Origin of the sequence: Serratia sp. HRI (assembly GCF_010119335.3) — a bacterium.
Lineage (GTDB): Bacteria > Pseudomonadota > Gammaproteobacteria > Enterobacterales > Enterobacteriaceae > Serratia > Serratia nevei.
This window is the reverse complement of record NZ_CP083690.1, coordinates 910426-931295: the sequence shown is the minus strand read 5'-3', so window position 1 is coordinate 931295 and position 20870 is coordinate 910426. Positions and strand designations below refer to the sequence as shown.

The 20870-nt window shown below is 54.3% G+C and carries 19 protein-coding genes; 8 read left to right on the top strand and 11 right to left on the bottom strand.

The features are described 5' to 3' along the window. Nucleotides 1-267 precede the first annotated feature (267 nt). From galE to rfbD, 5 genes are all read left to right on the top strand, one after another. Entirely contained in the window at nucleotides 268-1281 is a 1014-nt protein-coding gene (gene galE / locus GF111_RS04565) for a UDP-glucose 4-epimerase GalE (protein WP_038881055.1), read from the top strand. 558 nt (nucleotides 1282-1839) lie between these two features. Continuing rightward, a complete protein-coding gene (rffG, locus tag GF111_RS04560; RefSeq protein ID WP_038881058.1) occupies nucleotides 1840-2904 on the top strand; it encodes a dTDP-glucose 4,6-dehydratase in 1065 nt (354 codons plus the stop codon). Between the two features lie 19 nt (nucleotides 2905-2923). Beyond that, nucleotides 2924-3793, top strand: coding sequence for a glucose-1-phosphate thymidylyltransferase RfbA (gene rfbA, locus GF111_RS04555; RefSeq protein WP_038881061.1), 870 nt, complete (start codon nucleotides 2924-2926; stop codon nucleotides 3791-3793). 2 nt (nucleotides 3794-3795) lie between these two features. Beyond that, nucleotides 3796-4332, top strand: coding sequence for a dTDP-4-dehydrorhamnose 3,5-epimerase (gene rfbC / locus GF111_RS04550; RefSeq protein ID WP_038881063.1), 537 nt, complete (start codon nucleotides 3796-3798; stop codon nucleotides 4330-4332). After that, on the top strand, nucleotides 4329-5192 hold the full coding sequence (gene rfbD, locus GF111_RS04545) for a dTDP-4-dehydrorhamnose reductase (RefSeq protein WP_038881066.1): 864 nt from the start codon (nucleotides 4329-4331) through the stop codon (nucleotides 5190-5192). Before rfbC ends, rfbD begins: the two co-directional genes overlap by 4 nt. 70 nt (nucleotides 5193-5262) lie before the next feature. On the opposite strand, the gene GF111_RS04540 is transcribed toward rfbD, so the two are convergent. From GF111_RS04540 to GF111_RS04525, 4 genes are read right to left on the bottom strand one after another with little or no spacing between them, the layout of a single operon-like run. Further along, nucleotides 5263-6519, bottom strand: a complete 1257-nt coding sequence (locus GF111_RS04540) for an oligosaccharide flippase family protein (protein WP_047728086.1) — start codon at nucleotides 6517-6519, stop codon at nucleotides 5263-5265. Then, nucleotides 6512-7978: an O-antigen polymerase gene (locus GF111_RS04535; protein WP_047728083.1), complete on the bottom strand. Its 1467-nt coding sequence runs from the start codon at nucleotides 7976-7978 to the stop codon at nucleotides 6512-6514. Before GF111_RS04535 ends, GF111_RS04540 begins: the two co-directional genes overlap by 8 nt. Beyond that, entirely contained in the window at nucleotides 7971-8825 is an 855-nt protein-coding gene (locus tag GF111_RS04530; RefSeq protein ID WP_047728082.1) for a glycosyltransferase, read from the bottom strand. Before GF111_RS04530 ends, GF111_RS04535 begins: the two co-directional genes overlap by 8 nt. Beyond that, nucleotides 8822-9754, bottom strand: coding sequence for a glycosyltransferase family 2 protein (locus GF111_RS04525; protein WP_049193286.1), 933 nt, complete (start codon nucleotides 9752-9754; stop codon nucleotides 8822-8824). The genes GF111_RS04530 and GF111_RS04525 overlap by 4 nt, the downstream gene beginning before the upstream one ends. 380 nt (nucleotides 9755-10134) lie before the next feature. Here GF111_RS04525 and gndA point away from each other — a divergent pair, with 380 nt between their 5' ends. The 3 genes from gndA (at nucleotide 10135) to GF111_RS04510 (ending at nucleotide 14679) form a co-directional block, all read left to right on the top strand. Next, nucleotides 10135-11541, top strand: coding sequence for an NADP-dependent phosphogluconate dehydrogenase (gene gndA, locus GF111_RS04520; protein ID WP_004938815.1), 1407 nt, complete (start codon nucleotides 10135-10137; stop codon nucleotides 11539-11541). 526 nt (nucleotides 11542-12067) lie between these two features. Then, a complete protein-coding gene (locus tag GF111_RS04515) occupies nucleotides 12068-13144 on the top strand; it encodes a mannose-1-phosphate guanylyltransferase/mannose-6-phosphate isomerase (RefSeq protein WP_053056823.1) in 1077 nt (358 codons plus the stop codon). Nucleotides 13145-13305: 161 nt separating this feature from the next. Beyond that, a complete protein-coding gene (locus GF111_RS04510) occupies nucleotides 13306-14679 on the top strand; it encodes a phosphomannomutase/phosphoglucomutase (protein WP_047728075.1) in 1374 nt (457 codons plus the stop codon). A gap of 31 nt (nucleotides 14680-14710) precedes the next feature. Here GF111_RS04510 and hisIE read toward each other — a convergent pair whose 3' ends face one another. Genes hisIE through hisD form a run of 7 tightly spaced genes read right to left on the bottom strand, consistent with a single transcriptional unit; the run spans nucleotide 14711 to nucleotide 20866 of the window. Further along, on the bottom strand, nucleotides 14711-15325 hold the full coding sequence (gene hisIE, locus GF111_RS04505; RefSeq protein WP_038881080.1) for a bifunctional phosphoribosyl-AMP cyclohydrolase/phosphoribosyl-ATP diphosphatase HisIE: 615 nt from the start codon (nucleotides 15323-15325) through the stop codon (nucleotides 14711-14713). Then, nucleotides 15319-16095 carry an imidazole glycerol phosphate synthase subunit HisF gene (gene hisF / locus GF111_RS04500; RefSeq protein ID WP_033637764.1) on the bottom strand — a complete coding sequence of 259 codons (777 nt, stop codon included), beginning with the start codon at nucleotides 16093-16095 and terminating at the stop codon, nucleotides 15319-15321. The genes hisIE and hisF overlap by 7 nt, the downstream gene beginning before the upstream one ends. Further along, nucleotides 16077-16814, bottom strand: coding sequence for a 1-(5-phosphoribosyl)-5-[(5-phosphoribosylamino)methylideneamino]imidazole-4-carboxamide isomerase (hisA, locus tag GF111_RS04495; RefSeq protein WP_047728071.1), 738 nt, complete (start codon nucleotides 16812-16814; stop codon nucleotides 16077-16079). Before hisA ends, hisF begins: the two co-directional genes overlap by 19 nt. Nucleotides 16815-16819: 5 nt before the next feature. Further along, nucleotides 16820-17410 (bottom strand): imidazole glycerol phosphate synthase subunit HisH, encoded by a 591-nt coding sequence (gene hisH, locus GF111_RS04490; protein ID WP_033637766.1) that lies wholly within the window; start codon nucleotides 17408-17410, stop codon nucleotides 16820-16822. Continuing rightward, nucleotides 17410-18477: a bifunctional histidinol-phosphatase/imidazoleglycerol-phosphate dehydratase HisB gene (gene hisB / locus GF111_RS04485; protein ID WP_033637767.1), complete on the bottom strand. Its 1068-nt coding sequence runs from the start codon at nucleotides 18475-18477 to the stop codon at nucleotides 17410-17412. The genes hisH and hisB overlap by 1 nt, the downstream gene beginning before the upstream one ends. Next, complete coding sequence (gene hisC, locus GF111_RS04480; protein WP_147191497.1) at nucleotides 18474-19562, bottom strand: histidinol-phosphate transaminase; 1089 nt, start codon at nucleotides 19560-19562, stop codon at nucleotides 18474-18476. The genes hisB and hisC overlap by 4 nt, the downstream gene beginning before the upstream one ends. Beyond that, complete coding sequence (hisD, locus tag GF111_RS04475; RefSeq protein WP_147191499.1) at nucleotides 19559-20866, bottom strand: histidinol dehydrogenase; 1308 nt, start codon at nucleotides 20864-20866, stop codon at nucleotides 19559-19561. Before hisD ends, hisC begins: the two co-directional genes overlap by 4 nt. Nucleotides 20867-20870: the final 4 nt, after the last annotated feature.

The window sequence follows — 20870 nt, the reverse complement described above, 5'->3', positions numbered from 1 at the left end:
TTTTTTTCCTGTCGCCAGACGAAATGCGCGGCTGTGGCGAGAGCATGCTGTCGCTGCCTTAAGAATAATTCTGAAATGTGGCTTAACTTCTGAATTGTTGCTTCAGATGCGTTATCGTATGCCTCCAAACTGCCCGCCTGAGCTCGGCCTGGTGGCTGAAAGGCCGTTTTTTAGCCAACTCGTTTGCTTCAAATAGACAGTACAACAGCAGATGCGGGGCGATGCGGGCATGTCTAATGTATAACGCGAAGCATCAGAGGAGTGGTTATGGCTATTTTGGTTACGGGCGGTGCGGGTTATATCGGGTCACATACAGTTCTGACCTTGTTAGAGCGCGGGGAGGAGGTGGTCGTGTTGGACAACCTTTGCAACGCTTCCGAAGAGTCATTGCATCGCGTTGAGCAGTTGACCGGCAAAGCTGCGGTATTTTATCGCGGGGACATTCTGGATCGGGAATGCCTCGGGCGTATTTTTGAGGAGCAGCAGATTAACGCCGTTATCCATTTTGCGGGATTGAAAGCCGTAGGGGAGTCTACCCGCAAACCGCTTGAGTATTATCAAAATAATGTCGCCGGCACCCTCGTGCTGCTGGAAGAGATGCGTCGCGCCGGCGTGCACCAATTTATCTTCAGTTCATCGGCGACGGTTTACGGCGCCCACTCACCGGTTCCTTATGTTGAAACGACGCCGATTGGCGGCACGACGAGCCCATACGGCACGTCCAAGCTGATGGTTGAGCAAGTGTTGCAGGATTTCGCCAGAGCGGAGCCGCAATTTTCCATTATCGCCTTACGCTATTTCAACCCGGTTGGCGCGCATGAATCCGGCATGATTGGTGAAGATCCGAATGGGATCCCCAATAATCTTTTGCCTTATATCTCTCAGGTGGCGATCGGTAAACTGGAGAAGCTGGGCGTGTTCGGCGGAGACTATCCGACAAAAGACGGTACTGGCGTACGCGATTATATCCATGTGATGGATCTGGCGGAAGGCCACCTGATGGCGATGGCACACTTGGGAAACATCGAAGGGTTCAAGGCTTACAATTTGGGAGCCGGCGTCGGGTATTCCGTCTTAGAGATGGTGCAGGCCTTTGAAAAAGCCTCTGGCGTCGCCGTTCCTTACCAAATTTTACCGCGTCGCGATGGCGACCTTCCCGCGTTCTGGGCAGATGCGCGTTTGGCTAAGCAAGAGCTGGGTTGGGAGGTTCAGCGCGGCATTGATGCAATGATGCGCGATACCTGGAACTGGCAGCAAAAGAACCCGCAAGGATACCGCTGATCGCCAATGTAGCTGGGCTCGTTGTAGCTGGGCCCGTTAATGAAGAAAGAGGATTGAATAAGAAAGCGCTGCTATGCCCCGGCAGGTTCGCTGGGCGCGTTGCTACTATTTTCATTAAAGATGTGGTTTCGTGATAAACGGCAAATTTTTATGTTGGTTTGAGCATGATTGCTAGGGGAGTTATCCCATAAAGCCAGACGCTTTTTAGCGAATTCGATGTCTCTCTTTCCGTGTTGGTCACACTAGCCCGTTTTTCCTGTTTTATCCCAACGCTAGCGGCGGCTGGTGGTGGTTAAGGTGTGCGGTTTAGGGGGGGCTTACGGCGCTGCGATAAAGGTTTTCGTGTAAGAAACGATGTGCATTTTCGCGGGGGAAAGGGGGATGTAGCGAGGGATGCTCATCCCTAGTATGATGTGCGGCACTGACCATTCACTGTGGAAAAGACTATTATCTTGCCGGTTTGTGCGTTATTGCATTCGGCCACAGATTACTCTGCAGGCAAGTCATAATTGATGCGAAAATTTTCCCACAAAGTTAGGCATTGTTTTAGAGGATTTTATGAAAATTATCGTTACCGGTGGTGCAGGCTTCATTGGGTCGGCGGTTGCCCGACATATCATTAATGATACCAGCGACCACGTTCTGGTGCTGGACAGCCTGACCTACGCAGGTAATCTGGAGTCGTTGGCGCCGATCGCCGACAGCGACCGCTACGCGTTTGAGCTGGTCGACATTTGCGAGCGCCCGGCGCTGGATCGTGTGTTCGCCGCGTTTAAACCGGACGCCGTGATGCACCTGGCAGCGGAGAGCCACGTCGATCGCTCCATTGACGGCCCTGCAGCCTTTATCGAGACCAACATTGTTGGCACCTATACGTTGCTGGAAGCGGCTCGCCACTATTGGCAGACCCTGGATGAAACGAAAAAACAGACGTTCCGCTTCCACCATATTTCGACCGATGAAGTCTACGGCGACCTGCACGGCACTGACGATCTGTTCACAGAAACGACTCCCTACGCACCAAGCAGCCCGTACTCCGCCTCCAAGGCCTCCAGCGATCATCTGGTGCGCGCCTGGCTGCGTACCTACGGTCTGCCGACTCTCGTCACCAACTGCTCGAACAACTACGGCCCTTACCACTTCCCGGAGAAGCTGATCCCGCTGACTATTCTGAATGCGCTGGATGGCAAGGCGCTGCCGGTATACGGTAACGGCGCGCAGGTGCGTGACTGGCTGTATGTCGAAGATCATGCTCGTGCGCTGTATAAGGTCGTGACCGAAGGGGCAGTAGGGGAAACCTACAATATCGGCGGCCATAACGAACGCAAAAATATCGACGTGGTGCGTACCATTTGCCGCCTGTTGGATGAGTTGGTGCCGAACAAGCCAGGTAAGCTGAGCCGGTACGAAGAGCTGATCACGTTCGTGACTGATCGGCCGGGCCATGATATGCGCTATGCGATCGACGCCTCAAAAATTGACGCGGAACTGGGCTGGAAGCCGCAGGAAACGTTCGAAAGCGGTATCCGCAAGACCGTTGAGTGGTACCTGGCCAACGAAGCCTGGTGGAGCCGCGTGAAGGACGGCTCTTATGCCGGCGAACGTCTGGGTCTGACACGTTAATTATTTCTAAGGTATAAAAATGAAAGGTATTGTTTTAGCCGGTGGTTCAGGCACACGCCTGTACCCGATCACCCGTGGCGTATCCAAGCAGCTGTTGCCGATTTACGACAAACCGATGGTGTATTACCCGCTATCGGTGCTGATGCTGGCTGGTATCCGTGACATTTTGATCATCAGCACACCGGAAGACTTGCCGTCTTTCCAGCGGCTACTGGGGGACGGCAGCCGTTTCGGCGTATCGCTGAGCTACGCGGTTCAGCCGAGTCCGGACGGTCTTGCACAGGCGTTCATTATCGGCGAAGAGTTCATCAACGGCGACAGCTGCGCGCTGGTGCTGGGAGATAATATCTACTTTGGCCAGAGCTTCGGTAAAAAACTGGAATCCGTGGTTGAGCGTAATCAGGGTGCGACGGTCTTTGGTTACCAGGTGATGGATCCGGAGCGATTCGGGGTGGTGGAGTTCGACGATAATTTCCGCGCGCTGTCGCTGGAAGAGAAGCCTGCAGCTCCTAAGTCGAACTGGGCGGTAACCGGGCTGTACTTCTATGACCGCGACGTGGTCGAGATGGCGAAGCAAGTGAAACCGTCGGCGCGCGGCGAGCTGGAAATCACCACACTGAACCAGATGTACTTGGACAAGGGCGCGCTCAATGTTGAGCTGCTCGGCCGGGGTTTCGCCTGGCTGGATACTGGTACGCACGACAGCCTGATTGAGGCTTCGCAGTTCATTCATACGATTGAAAAGCGCCAGGGCTTCAAGGTGGCCTGCCTGGAGGAAATCGCGTACCGCAAGGGGTGGCTGAGTCGAGAACAGGTGGCTGAAGAAGCGCGGCTGCTCGGCAAGACGCTGTATGGCCAGTATCTGTCGCAACTGATCGTGGAGAAATAAGCATGCAGGTAACGGATACCAAAATTGCGGGCGTGAAAATTATTCAACCGAAGGTGTTTGGGGACGCCCGCGGTTTTTTCCTGGAAACCTTTGAGGAGAAGCGCTACCGGGAAATGCTGGGCATCGATTTGAACTTCGTTCAGGACAACCATTCGCGTTCATCGCGTGGGGTGTTGCGCGGTTTGCATTTTCAGAAGATCAATCCGCAGGGCAAGCTGGTGCGGGTGGTGCGTGGTGAAGTCTTCGATGTTGCTGTCGACATTCGGCCGGACTCGCCGACCTACGGCGCATGGGAAGGGGTTATCCTGTCGGAAGAAAACAAGACGCAGTTTTGGGTGCCGCCGGGGTTGGCCCACGGTTTTGTGGTGCTGTCGGAGGTCGCCGATTTCGAATACAAGTGCACGGATTATTATAACCCGGCCCATGAGGGATGCCTGCTATGGAACGATCCTGCGATCGGGATTGATTGGCCGATAGCCAACCCGCAGCTGTCTGAGAAAGACAAGGTGGGTAAACTGCTTGGGGAGCTGGCAGGATGAAAGTGTTGTTAACCGGTTCTAAAGGGCAGCTGGGCAGTTGTTTTCGTGATCGTTTGCCATCCGGGTGGGACCTATTGGCGACGGACAGTGAAAGCCTGGACATCAGCGATCTGGCCAGAGTGAAGCAGGTCGTCGCGGATTACCGTCCGGATGTGATAGTGAACGCAGCGGCGTATACGGCGGTGGACAAGGCGGAAAGCGACGGGGAGCTGGCGGCGCGGATCAATGAACAGGGGCCGAGCTATCTGGCATTGGCAGCGGCGGCGCACGGCTGTCGGCTGATCCACGTCTCAACCGATTATGTTTTTGATGGTCGGGCGAGCCGGCCCTACCGTGAGGATGACGCGACCAACCCGCTGGGGGTTTACGGCAGCACCAAGCTCGATGGGGAGCGTGCGGTGGCCGGGGTGCTTCCGGGAGCGATAGTCCTGCGCACCGCCTGGGTGTTCAGTGAGTATGGGAATAATTTTGTGAAAACCATGCTGCGTCTTGCGAAAGAGCGTGACGTACTGGGCATTGTCGGGGATCAGCGGGGCTGCCCGACGTACGCGGGCGATATTGCGCAGGCGATCATTGAGCTGCTGAAACGTGAGGCGGCGGGGGGGGTGTATCACTTCTGCGGTAACAAAGAAGTGAGTTGGAGCGAGTTCGCCGGGGCGATTTTTGCGGCGGCGCTAGGGCAGGGTACGTTGACGAGGTTGCCGCAGGTGAACGACATCACAACCGATCAGTACCCTACGCCGGCTAAGCGTCCTGCATACTCGAGTTTGGACTGCGGGAAAATTGAAAGCTTGGGCATCCAGCCTTCAGATTGGCAACAAGCGTTGAAAAATATTATGCCGGTGCTAGGGGAAAGGTAGTTTTTTTCCCTACTGGATAAAGAAAAAGGCGAGCATCTAAAGAATGTTCGCCTTTTTTCTAGCTTGTCTATCAAGAAACGCAGCCGATCAAATTTTCTCTTTTGAATATTCTCATGCTCATATAAAGAATCAAGAGCGTGGCCAAGAGCTCGGTGAAGACTAATGAGTAAGAAGCGCCCAGTGCACCAAACAGCGTTGTCGTGAAATAGATATGCAAGCAGTGGGTTGCTGAACAGAAAATATAAATTCTCTGCAATACTTTATCGTGGTTGTTCGCCAACAAGTACAGTTGAGCCAATACGATGGCAGGTGGAATGACCAATAACATAATGGACAACACCGCCAGTATGGGGGCAGCGGAAACGAATTTTTCACCAAAAAGCAAGGTGATAATCGATGTAGAAAACAGATTCAGTATCGAGAAGGCGCTAATACCGAGTACGAAGCTGGCGGCTAAAACTAGCTTAATGATCTTATTTCGTTTAGCTGTTTGCTCAGCACGACAGCTGCAAATGATAGGGTAGGCAGCCTGACATAGTGGCGCCATGACGGCCAGACCGGAGCGAACCAACCTCTCCGCTGCGCCATATAGCCCGGCGGCTAGCGGCCCGGAAATGATGCCTAAAAGAATCGTATTACTGGCTGAATACACCATGGTGATTGAGTTGGCGACAAATACCGGCCAGCCTTCTTTTAGATTCGCTGTAACATTGGGCAAAGAAAATCGCGGTTGGCCAATGTGATACCGTGAGAAAACCCAAAGCAACATAATAAGCGCAGCTAGACAGTTGGGCAGTACTAATAGCAGAACGGCGCTATAGGGCGTGATGGGGAAGCAGAGGAAGACCACCAAAGTGAAAATTCGGGCGAATAAGGTGATCAGCGCGCCCGCGGCCGTTTTCCCTACACCCTGCAATAGCCAATAAGGGGACAACATAGATGCTACGATTAACAAAGACGAAAGTAGCATATAGTCGCTGAGAGGATTCAGTTTATCCCAGCTTAGAGTCATCAACGTCATCACGACGAGTGAGCAGGTGGCCAGCATAATTTTGGAGCACGTAATGCTATAGAAGCTTTCACCTATGCCGTGGTGATCTTCCATTTTTGAGACTCTTCGGACCGCCGAAAAGTTAAAGCCGTAATCGACAAAAATGGAAAAATAGAAGGCAACCATATAGCAGAATAGAATGTTGCCAAACTCACTGACACCGATGTTCCGACCCACAAGAGGAAATACCAGTAGAGGGAATATAAAATTCCCCCCCTGTACTAACAGCAGTGAAACATAGTTTTTAACTAACGGTTGGTTCAGATATTTAATCATGAACCGCGGCCTTTAGCTCAGTAGATTGTTTAGTTAGTTTGAGTTTTGCCAACCAATCCCGGCTCATAAAGGCTTTGAACAATAACAACAGGATAATGTTGACGATAACGGTTGAATAATAGAAATGGTTATCAAAAATCATGAATAGCATGGCCATGCAGAAGTAACTGTAGAGCAGGGTATTAATGAGGGTTTTTCTCTGCTGCACCCGTTGATACAGTGTCATCCCGATCCAGGTGAATATCAGAATAAAACCACCAATGCCATAGACGCCAAAGTCCATGTATGGTTTCTGCATAAATGTCATGATGTTTATCCAGTCATATCCTCCCATTTTTACCAAATCCAGCGTTTCATCCGGCATGAAACTTTTGGTCGCGAAACGGAAAGTCCCGGTCATCAACATGCGCCCATCTCTGAAGTCATGGGTTTTATCCAAATAAATGACCATTTTGTTGAATGCATGCATCTCGGTACTCAGGTTAATCCAGATTGACATCATCTGCGGAGGCAGCTTCATCGTAGGTTTAAAATCTTTTTCCTCTCTATGTTCCTGAGTGTTTGTATTTGGGCTGTTATAAATGGCCTCATAATAATGCGTGCCGGTCTGTGCCTTTTCCTCTGTCGACGACTGATGGTTCTGTACATATATTTGGGTGCGAACCAATGGCATACTCACCATCAACAGAACGACGGAGAACAACGTGACTATGCCGGTAATCAATAGCGCTGATTTATTTTCTTTTGCAACATAATATTGAATGAGTACATAGAATAAACTGGTAATGACAGGGATGAAGATATTTATTCTTCCCCCTAACAACATCAGTAGGCTTAAGTATGCGCAACTGAAAATAAGATATCCGTATTTTCTCGATTCAGTAACGTAAATGGTATTGAAAATGATAAAGAAAGTGGGAAGGACCATCAGCGTCATCAAATAATTGCTGATTACTTTGGGCATAATGTTCGCGCGAATATTGTCGTCAAATAAAGGAATGCCGCCAATTTTATGGATAGCATACCAATAAATAAACACTTCGGTCACGATGCAGATGACATTGGACCAGAAGAGGGTACGCGCGGCGATTCCAGAGCGAACGTTTGTTTCACGATTAAGCGTGATGCGTCCTCGTCGCAGCACAAAGGTGGCAACCACCATGTAAAAACAGGCGATAACGGCGAACAAAGCCATCCATGTTGAGTGACTGAAATCGTCTTGCTCAATCAGTGTCAATTTCGCCTGGCTGCAACCAATCATGAATAAGAACATACTCATGAAGATCGAAGCCGGATTGTAAATATTTTTGAAGAAATAGGTGAAGAAGACAAAGTTTGCAACCGCAGCAATGGCAAAGCTTTTACTTACCCCATTCACGGGAAGCAAAATAATGCATATCAGGCAAACAATACCGAAACCGGCGAGTGGTAAGTGCCTCAGTATTCCATTATTACCCATTTTTATTCTCCCTCACCTGTTTTCCCAGCCGTGGCAGTTGTTTCATGCATGTTTTATTTACGCCTCTGCGTTCTGCGTCAAAAAACCAACCCCATTTATTGAAATACGTAATTGCCGATCGAATGTGGTAGCCCATTAACTTCAGGTTCTTGTATGAGCCTTTGGCAAAGGCATGTGTCACCGTCGCTTCGGAACAAAACATAGGTTTTTCATATTGAAGCACTTTACGGCAGAGGTCGACATCTTCAAGATACATAAAGTAACGTGAATCAAAACCCTGTAATTGCTGCAACAAACGCGACTCTACGAACATAAAGCAGCCGGAAATTGTCGGTGCAAAGAAGTTCTTGTTGTAATCGGCATCTTGCAACTCATAGTTCTCATCGAGATACTTGGATAAAAAAGGCATGAATCTGCGCAAGAACAGATGAGCGGGAGTCGGCAATAAACGGCAGACGCGCTGAGCTTCGCCGTTCGGGTAAACAATCTTGGGCGCGATGAATCGGTGATTGCCGCTTTCCGCAAAGTTATACAAATTTTTCACCGTGCCTGCACTAAACTCGATATCTGGATTGCAGATAATAAAATATTTGCATTTGCTCAGATACTTACTCATGGCTTGATTGTGTCCATGGCCATAACCGCCATTGAAATCCGACTTGATATAAGCAATTCTCGGATTGTTTAACTGGCTCGCCCATTCGCTACCTGCATTGTCAACTAACACGATGGTTTCTACCAGCGGCTCGGCTAACAGAGAGTCGATAGTGGGTTGAATGTCCTCTTGCTTGTGTTGGTACAGTACTATGGACGCGACAACGGGCACTTTATGTTCAACTGCACTCATTTTGAGCTAATTCCGTCTTTAACCGCACGGCACCAGGTTGCCAGATGCGTTTTTTTATTCGGTTGCGTAGCAATCAACAATACTTGATGGATGGCATTAAAAACGTTTTCACGTACTTTTATCAATGGTGGGATGTGTTTCATCCTTGCCAGCAACAGCCCGTTGCGCAATCGGTAGTATCTGCGGAAAGCCGAGTGCACCGGCACATGCCAAGCCAGTACTTTGATTGCCTTGTCACCGATAGCGTGCGACATCTTGGCCGAGGTCGCCGCATAAACTTTGTAACCTTTGGCGATGGCGCGCAGGCACCATTCGGTATCCACGTAGTCAATGAACAACGACTCATCCATATCCCCCACATCACTCAAGACCGCGACGGGGATCAATGAGCCAGAAGAGATGATCATGCTGACTTCAAAAGGCGCGTCTTGGAATTGCGGGCGTACTTTGCTGCGCCAGCCTAGTTTGTTCACGCGGATCAATGGATAGTGGAAACCGTAGCGCGAATCGGTAAAGATCGGACCTATAGCCGCGAGCCTCTCGGTGGCTGAGATCTGGGCATAATCTTTGAGCAACCCGGTCATAAAGTGTTCGTCAATGTGGCTGTCTTGATCGAAAAAAACGATCAGTTGGGCACAATGTTTCTCGCGAGCGTACTCAATGCCGATATTCTGCGCTTTGGCGATACCGACGTTTTCCGGCAAACGCACGACGGTGGCGAGCTCGGAAAGCGATTCGACGGCGGATGCTTCTAGTGAACCATTATCAACGAGAACGCTGGAAACCTGTTGACGCTTAAGTTCTTTGATTAAGGTAGTGAGGTTACCCAATTCCGGATGATAAGAGACTATTACTGCTGCGATTTTCTGACTGTTAACATGCTCATCGACGGTCGCAGGAGTATGGTTAATGGCTTGATGCTCGGACACTACATTCTCCAATTCAATACAATATCAATGCTGGCATGTCCTCGCCCCTTGGACAGAAGCGCATTGCATTAATTAAGCCGTCAATTTTAGCAGTCATGGGAAATCGCGCAATCAGGAAAACCTAAATTGTCGATAAATCTTACTTTTATGGTGTAAGGTATTAATACATTGAAATAAAAGGGTTAACTGAATTTTATTGGATAATCCAGAGAGGAGTTGGGGGGGATTCTCTCATAAAGTGGTGAAGAAGCGTTCCCGCGGTTTGTCTATCGCACCAATCACTACCCACCCGGCTCAATCCTGAGTTAACATGTGTGCCACATCACAAAACCTGTTGGTCCACGTTGCCAACAGGGTCATCCTCAGACAGGAGTTCCTAAATGTCCAAGCAACAAATCGGCGTTGTCGGCATGGCGGTAATGGGCCGCAACCTCGCGCTTAACATCGAGAGCCGTGGTTACACCGTTTCCATTTTCAACCGTTCTGGCGACAAGACTGACGAAGTGATCGCTGAGAACCCGGGCAAAAATCTGGCGCCGTATTACACCGTTGAAGAGTTTGTTGAATCGCTGGAAAAACCGCGCCGCATCCTGCTGATGGTGAAAGCGGGCGAAGCGACGGATAAAACCATTGCCTCGCTGACTCCGCACCTGGACAAGGGCGATATCCTGATCGACGGCGGCAACACCTACTATCAGGACACCATCCGTCGTAACCGCGAACTGTCCGACCAGGGCTTCAACTTCATCGGCACCGGCGTTTCCGGCGGTGAAGAGGGCGCGCTGAAAGGGCCTTCCATCATGCCTGGCGGCCAGAAAGAAGCTTACGAGCTGGTGGCGCCGATCCTGGAGAAAATCGCTGCGGTTGCGGAGGGTGAGCCTTGCGTGACCTACATCGGCGCTGACGGTGCCGGCCACTATGTGAAGATGGTGCACAACGGCATCGAATACGGCGACATGCAGCTGATTGCCGAAGCCTATTCTCTGCTGAAGCAGGCGCTGAACCTGAGCAACGAGCAGCTGGCCGAAACCTTCGCCGAGTGGAACAAGGGTGAGCTGAACAGCTACCTGATCGACATCACCAAAGACATCTTCACCAAGAAAGACGAAGAGGGTAAATACCTGGTCGATGTGATCCTGGACGAAGCCGCCAACAAAGGCACCGGCAAGTGGACCAGCCAGAGCTCGCTGGATCTGGGCGAACCGCTGTCGCTGATCACCGAATCGGTGTTTGCACGCTACCTGTCCTCGCTGAAAGATCAGCGCGTTGCCGCCTCTAAAGTGCTGACCGGCCCGAAAGTGGCGCCGTTCACCGGCGACAAAGCCGAATTCATCGAGAAAGTGCGTCGCGCGCTGTATCTGGGCAAGATCGTGTCCTACGCGCAGGGCTTCTCTCAGCTGAAAGCTGCGTCTAAAGAAAATAACTGGGATCTGCACTATGGCGAAATCGCCAAGATCTTCCGCGCCGGCTGCATCATCCGCGCCCAGTTCCTGCAGAAGATCACCGACGCGTATGCGGCGGACGCCGATATCGCCAACCTGCTGCTGGCGCCGTACTTCAAGCAAATCGCCGACGAATACCAGCAGGCGCTGCGTGACGTGGTGGCTTATGCCGTGCAGAACGGTATCCCAACGCCGACCTTCTCTGCTGCGATCGCCTACTACGACAGCTACCGCTCCGCGGTGCTGCCGGCGAACCTGATCCAGGCGCAGCGCGATTACTTCGGTGCGCACACCTATAAACGTATCGACAAGGAAGGCGTGTTCCATACCGAATGGATGGAGTAATCCCTTCTCGTTTCTGAAAAGCCGCCGCCAGGCGGCTTTTTTTTGCCAAAACATCGAAAAATATGCATAACGCCTTCTCTACGCTGGTATGCACGATCCCTTACCCCTAATCTGGCACTATTCTTAATTTTTATTTTTTCATAATAAGAGCTGTATCGTATTATTTGAGTTGGTGAAGGTGTTTTTTTTGATTGAGCTTGCCGAAATACTTATCTTTGCTAATATAATTCCTAGTCATGTTTTCTCACTTTTTTAACCCATTTCAGCCGTGCTTTTGCTAATCGCTTTGCTTTGATTTATTTGGTTTTTTGTCTTTTTGATTGTTTGTAAATATGGGAGGCTCGGGGTGGTGTTTTAAACATAGGTCGCTAAATTTTTATGGGCTATTAAGTCCATAATGGGGTCTGATTTTCATTGTAAAGGATAAGGAAAATCTTAATTTTCGGCAATCAGCTAGCAATAGGTATTGGGGTGCTTAGCCTGATTACTATGCGCAATGCATCTGTTTCTGGGGTAATCCTGGTTTATGGTGAACTTAATCCCTGTCATTCTGGCCGGTGGGAACGGCAGCCGCCTATGGCCTTTATCAAGAGAAGCATTCCCCAAGCAATTTCTTACGCTTGACGGTAGCAAGCATAGCCTGCTGCAGCAAACGCTGTTGCGCTTAGATGGGTTACAAGGGGTTAAGATCGCGGCACCGATTGTCATTTGCAATGAAGAGCACCGTTTTTTGGTGGCGGAACAACTGCAAGAGATCGATTGTTTGGACTCGCGCATCATTTTGGAGCCAGCCGGGCGTAATACGGCACCCGCGGTCGCTTTGGCTGCTCAGCATGTTCTACAAAACGAACCGGATGGTATGTTGTTGGTGTTGGCTGCCGATCACCTGATTACCCAATTGGGCGCTTTTCATGATGCATTGAACAAGGCTATCGAGTTTTCACTGTGCGACCGTCTGGTGACTTTTGGTATCATTCCCCAGCACCCCGAAACGGGCTACGGATACATCAAGCGTGGAACGCCGCTCTCCTCTTACTGTTTTAACGTCGAGCGTTTTGTCGAGAAACCGGGCTATCAGAAAGCGCAAGCATACCTAGAAAGTGGCGATTACTGCTGGAATAGCGGCATGTTTATGTTTACAGCTAAGAAGTATTTGTGTGAACTGAACCGATTTCGTCCGGATATTTTTCAAAAGTCACTTTTTGCGATGCAAACCAGTCGACTTGAACTCAACTTCATCCACATTGACGAAGAAACGTTTCTCCGTTGCCCCTGTGAGTCTATCGATTATGCAGTGATGGAGAATACTGCTGATGCAGTTGTGATGCCGGTTGATATAGGTTGGAGTGATGTTGGCTCTTGGGGAACTCTATGGGATTTGACCGAAAAAGATGCTCAAGGTAATGTCCATCGTGGCAATGTTATCGCGATTAACTCATTGAATAACTATGTTTCCTCAGGTAATAAACTGGTCGCCACGCTAGGAATAAACAACCTGGTTATAATACAAACTGACGATGCGCTATTGGTTGCTGCTCGTGAAGCAGTGCAAGACGTCAAACAGCTGGTAGGTGAGCTGAAGGCGCGAAAACTGCCGTTTTGATACGTGTGTAAAAATTTCGGGCACGAACCCATACCAAAGATTCCCACATAAGCGAGATAGTGATAAATGTAAGGAAGGCCGTACCAGTAATTGCGACCCCATCGCATTAAGCTCTAGGAAGACAACAGAGTGTAAAGGTACAAATAACAGAAGAATGTGACATGACTGAGTTGACTTGTTTTAAGGCTTACGACATTCGTGGCCAATTGGGGGATGAGCTGAATGATGAAATCGCTTATCGAATTGGCAGGGCCTTTGGTGAATATTTGCATCCTAAAGCCGTAGTTTTGGGCAATGATGCCCGTTTGAGCAGTGAAAGCCTCAAACAATCCTTGGCTAAAGGCTTGCGGGACGCTGGAGCCAACGTGATTGACATCGGAGTGAGTGGGGCTGAGGAACTCTATTTTGCTACCGCTTTTTTGGCCGCCGATGGTGGTATAGAAGTCACGGGCAGCCATAATCCTGAAGATTATAACGGTATGAAATTGGTGTGCAAAGATGCACGGCCGATCAGCAGTGATTCAGGGCTTAAGGAAATCAAGGCGTTAGCGGAAAAAGAAACGTTTACGCACGTTGAGCATTCTCGCGGTAGCTATCGACAAACCGATACTCTGGACAGTTATGTCGACCATATTTTATCTTTTGTTGACTTGGCGCATTTCAAACCGCTGAAGCTGTTGGTGAACTCGGGGCATGGTACTGCCGGGCGGGTCATAGACGCTATTGAACTCCGTTTTCAGCAGCATAAGGTACCGTTGGAATTCATCAAGATTCAACATGAGCCCGATGGCAATTTTCCGCGAGGGGTTCCTAATCCGCTTTTACCCGAGCGCCGTCAAGACACGATGGAGGCGATATTGCACCATGGCGCGGATATGGGGATCGCCTTCGATGGCGATGCTGATCGCTGTTTTCTGTTTGATAGTAAAGGCCATTTTATCGAAGGCTACTATATAGTCGGTTTGTTGGCTGAGGCGTTTCTAGCCAAGCGGACAGGAGAGAAGGTCGTTCACGATCCGCGATTGAGTTGGAATACCGTTGAGATCGTTGAGAAAGCTGGCGGTATTCCTGTGATGTCGAAAACCGGGCACGCTTTCATCAAAGAACGAATGCGAGCTGAAGATGCGATCTATGGTGGCGAGATGAGTGCCCACCACTATTTCCGCGACTTCTATTACTGTGATAGCGGTATGATCCCCTGGTTAATGGTCGCCGAGATCATGTCTCTGAAAGATCGCTCGTTGGAACAGTTGGTTGCGGAACGTATCCGCGCCTATCCTTCTTCCGGTGAGATTAACATCGTCCGAGTTCCTGCGACACCCGCACTCGATATGATCGAGCGCCATTATCGAGATCAGGCCTTAGAGGTTGATAAGACGGATGGGATCAGCATGATCTTTACCGACTGGCGGTTCAATTTGCGAGCGTCAAACACGGAACCTTTGCTCCGTCTCAACGTTGAATCGCGGGGTAACCGCGACTTAATGGAGCGAAAAACAGAGGAAATTCTCGCGCTAGTAAACAGCCGAATATAAGGCTTCCCATTATCAGGGAAGCCTGTGTGCATTATTTCTGATGCCGCTCGCGCAGCCGGCCGATCACCGCGCTCAGATCCAGCTCCTGGTCCTGCAGCAGCACCAGCAGGTGATAGATCAGGTCAGAAGCTTCGTTGGTCAGCTCTTCGCGATCGTTGACCGTGGCGGCCAGCGCGGTTTCCACGCCTTCCTCCCCGACCTTCTGCGCGATGCGCTTGGTGCCGCTGGCGTACAGGCTGGCGGTGTACGAGCTGTCCGGGCTGGCGTGCTTGCGCTCCGCCAACAGCTGCTCCAGCTGATAGAGGAACGTCCAGTCGCTGGCGGCCGGGTGGAAGCAACTGCTGTTGCCGAGGTGGCAGGTCGGGCCGATCGGGTTGGCCAATACCAGCAGCGTGTCGTTATCGCAGTCCGGCGTGATGCTGACCACTTTGAGGAAGTGGCCGGAGCTTTCACCCTTGGTCCACAGGCGCTGCTTGGTGCGTGAGAAAAAGGTGACGTTACCGCTCTGCTCGGTGGTAGCCAGCGCTTCCGGCGTCATGTAACCCAGCATCAGCACTTCGCCGGAAACGGCGTGCTGCACGATGGCCGGCATCAGGCCGTCGGTTTTTTCCCAGTCCAGCTGGTTGCTCTGTTGTTCTGTCAGCACACGCGAATCTCCACGCCTTGTTCAACCAGGAACCTTTTCAGTTCGCCGATATTGATGATTTGTTTGTGGAACACTGACGCCGCCAGCGCGCCGTCGACGTCCGCATCGCGGAACGCTTCCAGGAAGTGCTCCATGGTGCCCGCGCCGCCGGAGGCGATCAGCGGCACCTTGCAGGCCTCGCGCACCCGGCGCAGCTGCTGCAGATCGTAACCGTTGCGCACGCCGTCCTGGTTCATCATGTTCAGCACGATCTCACCGGCGCCGCGGCGCTGCACTTCCTGTACCCAGTCGAGGGTTTCCCACTGGGTGATGCGGGTGCGGCTTTCATCGCCGGTATATTGGTTGACGTGATACTTGCCGGTTTCACTGTCGAACCAGGTGTCGATGCCTACCACGATGCACTGCACGCCAAAGCGCTCCGCCAGGCGGCTAATCAGCTCAGGATCGGCCAGCGCCGGCGAGTTGATTGAAATCTTGTCGGCGCCGAAAGACAGGATCTGGCTGGCGTCCTCGGCGCTTTTAATGCCGCCGGCGACGCAGAACGGAATATCAATCACCTCCGCCACGCGCGATACCCAGCTTTTGTCCACCACCCGGCCGTCGCTCGAGGCGGTGATATCGTAAAACACCAGCTCGTCCGCACCTTCTTGCGCATAGCGCTGCGCTAGCGGCACGATGTCGCCGATGATTTCGTGGTTGCGGAACTGCACGCCTTTTACCACTTGCCCGTCTTTAACATCCAGGCACGGGATTATCCGTTTTGCCAGCATGCGATCGCCTCCTCAACGCTAAATTTACCTTCCAGCAGGGCGCGCCCCACGATCACGCCGGCAACGCCGCTGCCGCGCAGCTGGGCGATGTCGTCCAGATTGCCGATGCCGCCCGAGGCCTGAAAGGCCACCTGCGGATAACGGCGGCCGATCGCCTGATACAGCGCCACGTTGGACCCGGCCAGCGTACCGTCGCGCGAAATGTCGGTGCACAGCACGTGCTTCAGCCCGTAGGGCAGGAACTGCTCCACCACCTGTTCCAGCGTGGCGTCGGAATCCTCCTGCCAGCCGCTGATGGCCACGCGTTTCACGCCCTGCGCGTCGATGCGCACGTCCAGCGCCAGCACCAGCGCGTCGGCGCCGTAGCGCTCGAACCAGCTCTGCACCAACTGCGGCTGTTTCACCGCGGTGGAGCCGATCACCACGCGCGTGGCGCCGGCCTCCAGCAGGGCGCTGACGTCCTGCTCGTTGCGGATGCCGCCGCCGACCTGCACCGGCACGTCAACCCCCGCCAGCAGCTTGCGCAGCAGCGGGATCTGGCGCGCCGCCGGATCCTTGGCGCCGGTCAAATCGACCAGGTGCAGCACCTGTGCACCTTGCCGTTGATAATCCTGCAGGCGTAACAGCGGATCGTTGCCGTAGTCGCGCTGTTGGCCGTAATCGCCCTGATGCAAACGCACCACGTTGCCGTCGATCAAATCCAAAGCCGGAATAATCATGCTGCCTACATCTCCAGAAAGTTTTTCAACAGTTGCGCGCCGGCCGCTCCAGAACGTTCTGGATGAAACTGCACGCCGAAGAAGTTGTCTTTTTGCACGGCGGCGGTGAAGGGCTCGCCGTAGTTCGCCTGGGCGATGGTGCTGGGGCATATCGGCATCGCATAGCTGTGAACGAAATAGAAGTAGGCGCCGTCATCGATGCCGCGGAACAGATGGTGGCCCGCCTGCGCGGACACCTGGTTCCAGCCCATGTGCGGCAGCGGCAGGCCGAAGTCGGTCATCTGCTTGACCGGCGTATCGATGAGGCCGAGCGTGGTCACGCCGCCGTTCTCTTCGCTGCTGGCCGCCAGCAGCTGCATGCCGAGGCAGATGCCCAGCACCGGCTGCGTGCAGGCCTTGATCAGTTCGATCAGATCGCGCTCGCGCAGTTGATCCATCGCCGCCTGTGCGGTGCCGACGCCCGGCAGGAACAGCTTGTCGGCGCGCAGCACGATCTCCGGATCGCGGCTCACCTCCGGCTGATAGCCCAGGCGCCGCACCGCGTAGGTGACGGAGGCCAGGTTGGCGCAGCCGGTATCCAAAATCACCACGTTCATCACAGCACTCCTTTCGAGCTCGGCAGGGTATTGCCCTCGACGCGGATCGCCTGGCGCAGCGTGCGGCCAAACACTTTGAACAGGCTCTCGACCCGGTGGTGGTCGTTTTTGCCCTTGGTCTTCAGGTGCAGCGTGCAGCCCATGGTATAGGAGAGCGAACGGAAGAAGTGCTCGACCATTTCGGTGCTGAGATCGCCGACGCGCTGATAGTTGAACTCGGCCTTGTACTCCAGGTGCGGGCGGCCGGAGATATCCAGCGCGCAGCGCGCCAGGCATTCGTCCATCGGCAACACGAAGCCGAAGCGGGCGATGCCGCGCTTGTCGCCCAGCGCCTTGTTCAGCGCTTCACCCAGCGCCAGGCCGGTGTCTTCCACCGTGTGGTGATCGTCGATATACAGATCGCCTTTGACGTCGATCTCCATGCGGAAGCCGCCGTGGGTGGCGATCTGATCCAGCATGTGATCGAAGAAGCCGACGCCGGTTTTGATCTTGCTGCCGCCTTCTCGATCCAGCCAGACGTTGACGTCGATCTGCGTCTCTTTGGTCACGCGATTAACCCGCGCGTGGCGATCGCGCAGGGTCAGCTGGCGCACGATCTCTTTCCAGCCCAGCACGCCGCGCTGGTAGCGCAGCCCCTGGATGCCCATGTTTTCTGCCAGCTGCACGTCGGTCGGCCGATCGCCGATCACGTAGCTGTGGGCGGCATTCAGCACGCCGGGTTCGAGGTAACCCTTCACCAGCGCGGTTTTCGGCTTGCGGCAGTCGCAGTTGTCCGCCGGCAGGTGCGGGCAGATCAGCACATCGGCGAACTGAATGCCCTGCGAGCTGAGGATCTGCATCATCAGGTTGTGCGGCGGATCGAAGGTTTCCTGCGGGAAACTGGCGGTGCCGAGCCCATCCTGATTGGTGATCATCACCAGCTGATACCCCGCCTGTTGCAGCGCCAGCAGGGAAGGGATCACGTCCGGCTCGAGCGCCAGCTTGTCCAGGCGGTCAACCTGGAAATCTTCCGGTGGCTCGGCGATCAGCGTGCCGTCACGATCGATAAAGAGGATTTTTTGGCTCACATTGGCTCCTGGCGAGTCTGGTTGGCGCCGGGCAGGGCGGACAAGGCGTCCACCACGCGTTGACATTCGTCGCGGGTGCCTATGGTGATGCGCAGGCAGCCGGACAACCCGGGCTGTTTGTTTTGGTCTCGTAAGATAATGCCCTGATCCCACAAGCTTTTAAACACATTACTTGAGGCGGTGAAGCGGGCCAGCAGGTAATTGCTGTCGCTGGCGAAAACCTGCTCGACGCAGGCGCATTTTTCCAGCTGTTGCTGCAGCCAGCTGCGGGTGGCGGCAATGTCGGTGACGCGCTGGCGCATGGTGCGGATACCTTCTTCGCTCAGCGCCTGTGCGGCGATATCCGCCACCGGCGTCGAAAGCGGGTAAGGCGCGATCACTTTCAGCAGCAGGGCGATCAGATCTTCATTGGCGAGCGTAAAGCCGCAGCGCAGGCCGGCCAGCGCGAAGGCCTTCGACAGCGTGCGCAGGATAGCCAGGTGCGGATAGTCGCTCAGCCACCCGGCCACGGAGGCCTGCGGGCAAAACTCGATATAGGCTTCGTCCACCGCGACGATCGCCTTGCCTTTGGCAAGCTCCAGCAGGCTGCGCAGAGAGTCCGGATCGATCAGGTTGCCGGTCGGGTTGTTCGGGCTGCAGACGTAGATCAGCTTCACGTTGTCCATGCTGTCTGCGATGGCCGGCAGATCCAGCTGCCAGTCCTCTTTGGCGGCTACGGTGCGGCGCTCCACGCCGAAGGTTTCGGCGCTGACGGCGTACATGCCGTAGGTCGGCGGGCAGAACAGAATGGCGTCTTTGCCCGGCTCGCAGAAGGCGCGGAGCAGCAGCTCGATGCCTTCATCGGCGCCGCGGCTGACCAACACCTGCTCTTTCTTCACCCCGGCGTAGGCGGCGTAGCGTTCGATCACCAACGCCGGCTGGCACTCCGGATAGCGGTTGAAGGTCTGCGCGGTCAGCTGGAACTCGGGCGCGATCGGGTATTCGTTGGCGTTGAGCCACACGTCGCCCTTACCGCCGAGGCGGCGCGCCGATTGATAAGGGGTCAGCTCGCGAACGTTGGCGCGCGCCAGTTTTTCGATGCTCATGCTTGCTCCTTCAGGGCGGCGACGCGCAGGGTCACGGCGTTCTTGTGGGCGATCAGCTGCTCGGCGGCAGCCAGGGTCTCGATGGTGGCGGCCAGGTTGCTGAAGCCCTGCGGCGTCAGCTCCTGCACCGTCATGCGTTTTTGGAAATCGGCCAGCCCCAGGCTGGAGCAGGTGGCGGTGTAGCCGTAGGTCGGCAGCACGTGGTTGGTGCCGGAGGCGTAATCGCCGGCGGACTCCGGCGACCAGTCGCCGAGGAACACCGAACCGGCGCTGGTGATGCCGTCTACCAGCTCGCGCGCATTGCGGGTCTGAATGATCAGGTGCTCCGGGCCGTAGCGGTTGCTGATGGCCATGCACTCAGGCAGATCGCGCGCTACGATCAGGCGGCTGCTCGCCAGCGCCTGGCGGGCGGTCTCGGCGCGCGGCAGCTCGGCCAGCTGGCTTTCCACCGCTTCGGCCACTGCCTGCGCCATTGCCGCGTCCGGCGTCAGCAGGATCACCTGCGAATCCGGGCCGTGTTCGGCCTGCGACAGCAGATCGGAAGCGACGAACGCCGGGGTGGCGCCGGCGTCGGCGATCACCAGCACCTCCGAAGGCCCGGCCGGCATGTCGATGGCCGCGCCGTCGAGACGCTGGCTGACCTGCCGCTTGGCTTCGGTCACGAAGGCGTTGCCCGGTCCGAAGATTTTCGCCACGCGCGGCACGCTTTCGGTGCCGAACGCCAGGGCGGCGATCGCCTGCGCGCCCCCGACCTGAAACACTTCCTGCACGCCGCACAGCTGCGCCGCATACAGGATCTCATCGGCGATCGGCGGCGGCGAGCACAGCACCACCCGGCGGCAACCGGCGATGCGCGCCGGCGTCGCCAGCATCAGCACGGTGGAGAACAGCGGCGCCGACCCACCGGGAATATACAGGCCCACCGAGTCGATTGGGCGGGTCACCTGCTGGCAGCGCACGCCCGGCTGCGTTTCGACGTCCACCGGCGGCAGTCGCTGCGCGTTGTGGAAGGTGTCCACGTTGGCGACGGCCACCGCCATCGCCTGTTTGATGTCATCGCCCAGTCGGGCGCAGGCGGCGGCGATCTGCTCGGCGCTGACGCGCAGCGCGGCGACGTCCGCCTTGTCGAAACGGGCGCTGTAATCGCGCAGCGCCCGATCGCCGTTGGCCTTCACGTTGTCGAGGATCTCGCTCACCGTGCGGGTGATGCTGTCGGAAGCGGCGATTGCCGGGCGCATCAGCAGCTCGGCCTGGCGTTCGGCGCTGCACGTTGCCCAATCGATCGGCGTGTTGAAGGTCGACATGGCG

Coding starts and splice junctions, on each gene's coding strand:
- GF111_RS04510 (WP_047728075.1), top strand. CDS start 13,306: ATGACTGAGTTGACTTGTTTTAAGGCTTACGACATTCGTGGCCAATTG.
- galE (WP_038881055.1), top strand. CDS start 268: ATGGCTATTTTGGTTACGGGCGGTGCGGGTTATATCGGGTCACATACA.
- rffG (WP_038881058.1), top strand. CDS start 1,840: ATGAAAATTATCGTTACCGGTGGTGCAGGCTTCATTGGGTCGGCGGTT.
- hisC (WP_147191497.1), bottom strand. CDS start 19,562: ATGAGCATCGAAAAACTGGCGCGCGCCAACGTTCGCGAGCTGACCCCT.
- GF111_RS04530 (WP_047728082.1), bottom strand. CDS start 8,825: ATGAGTGCAGTTGAACATAAAGTGCCCGTTGTCGCGTCCATAGTACTG.
- GF111_RS04515 (WP_053056823.1), top strand. CDS start 12,068: ATGGTGAACTTAATCCCTGTCATTCTGGCCGGTGGGAACGGCAGCCGC.
- rfbC (WP_038881063.1), top strand. CDS start 3,796: ATGCAGGTAACGGATACCAAAATTGCGGGCGTGAAAATTATTCAACCG.
- hisA (WP_047728071.1), bottom strand. CDS start 16,814: ATGATTATTCCGGCTTTGGATTTGATCGACGGCAACGTGGTGCGTTTG.
- rfbA (WP_038881061.1), top strand. CDS start 2,924: ATGAAAGGTATTGTTTTAGCCGGTGGTTCAGGCACACGCCTGTACCCG.
- rfbD (WP_038881066.1), top strand. CDS start 4,329: ATGAAAGTGTTGTTAACCGGTTCTAAAGGGCAGCTGGGCAGTTGTTTT.
- hisF (WP_033637764.1), bottom strand. CDS start 16,095: ATGCTGGCAAAACGGATAATCCCGTGCCTGGATGTTAAAGACGGGCAA.
- gndA (WP_004938815.1), top strand. CDS start 10,135: ATGTCCAAGCAACAAATCGGCGTTGTCGGCATGGCGGTAATGGGCCGC.
- GF111_RS04540 (WP_047728086.1), bottom strand. CDS start 6,519: ATGATTAAATATCTGAACCAACCGTTAGTTAAAAACTATGTTTCACTG.
- GF111_RS04535 (WP_047728083.1), bottom strand. CDS start 7,978: ATGGGTAATAATGGAATACTGAGGCACTTACCACTCGCCGGTTTCGGT.
- hisD (WP_147191499.1), bottom strand. CDS start 20,866: ATGTCGACCTTCAACACGCCGATCGATTGGGCAACGTGCAGCGCCGAA.
- hisH (WP_033637766.1), bottom strand. CDS start 17,410: ATGAACGTGGTGATTTTGGATACCGGCTGCGCCAACCTGGCCTCCGTC.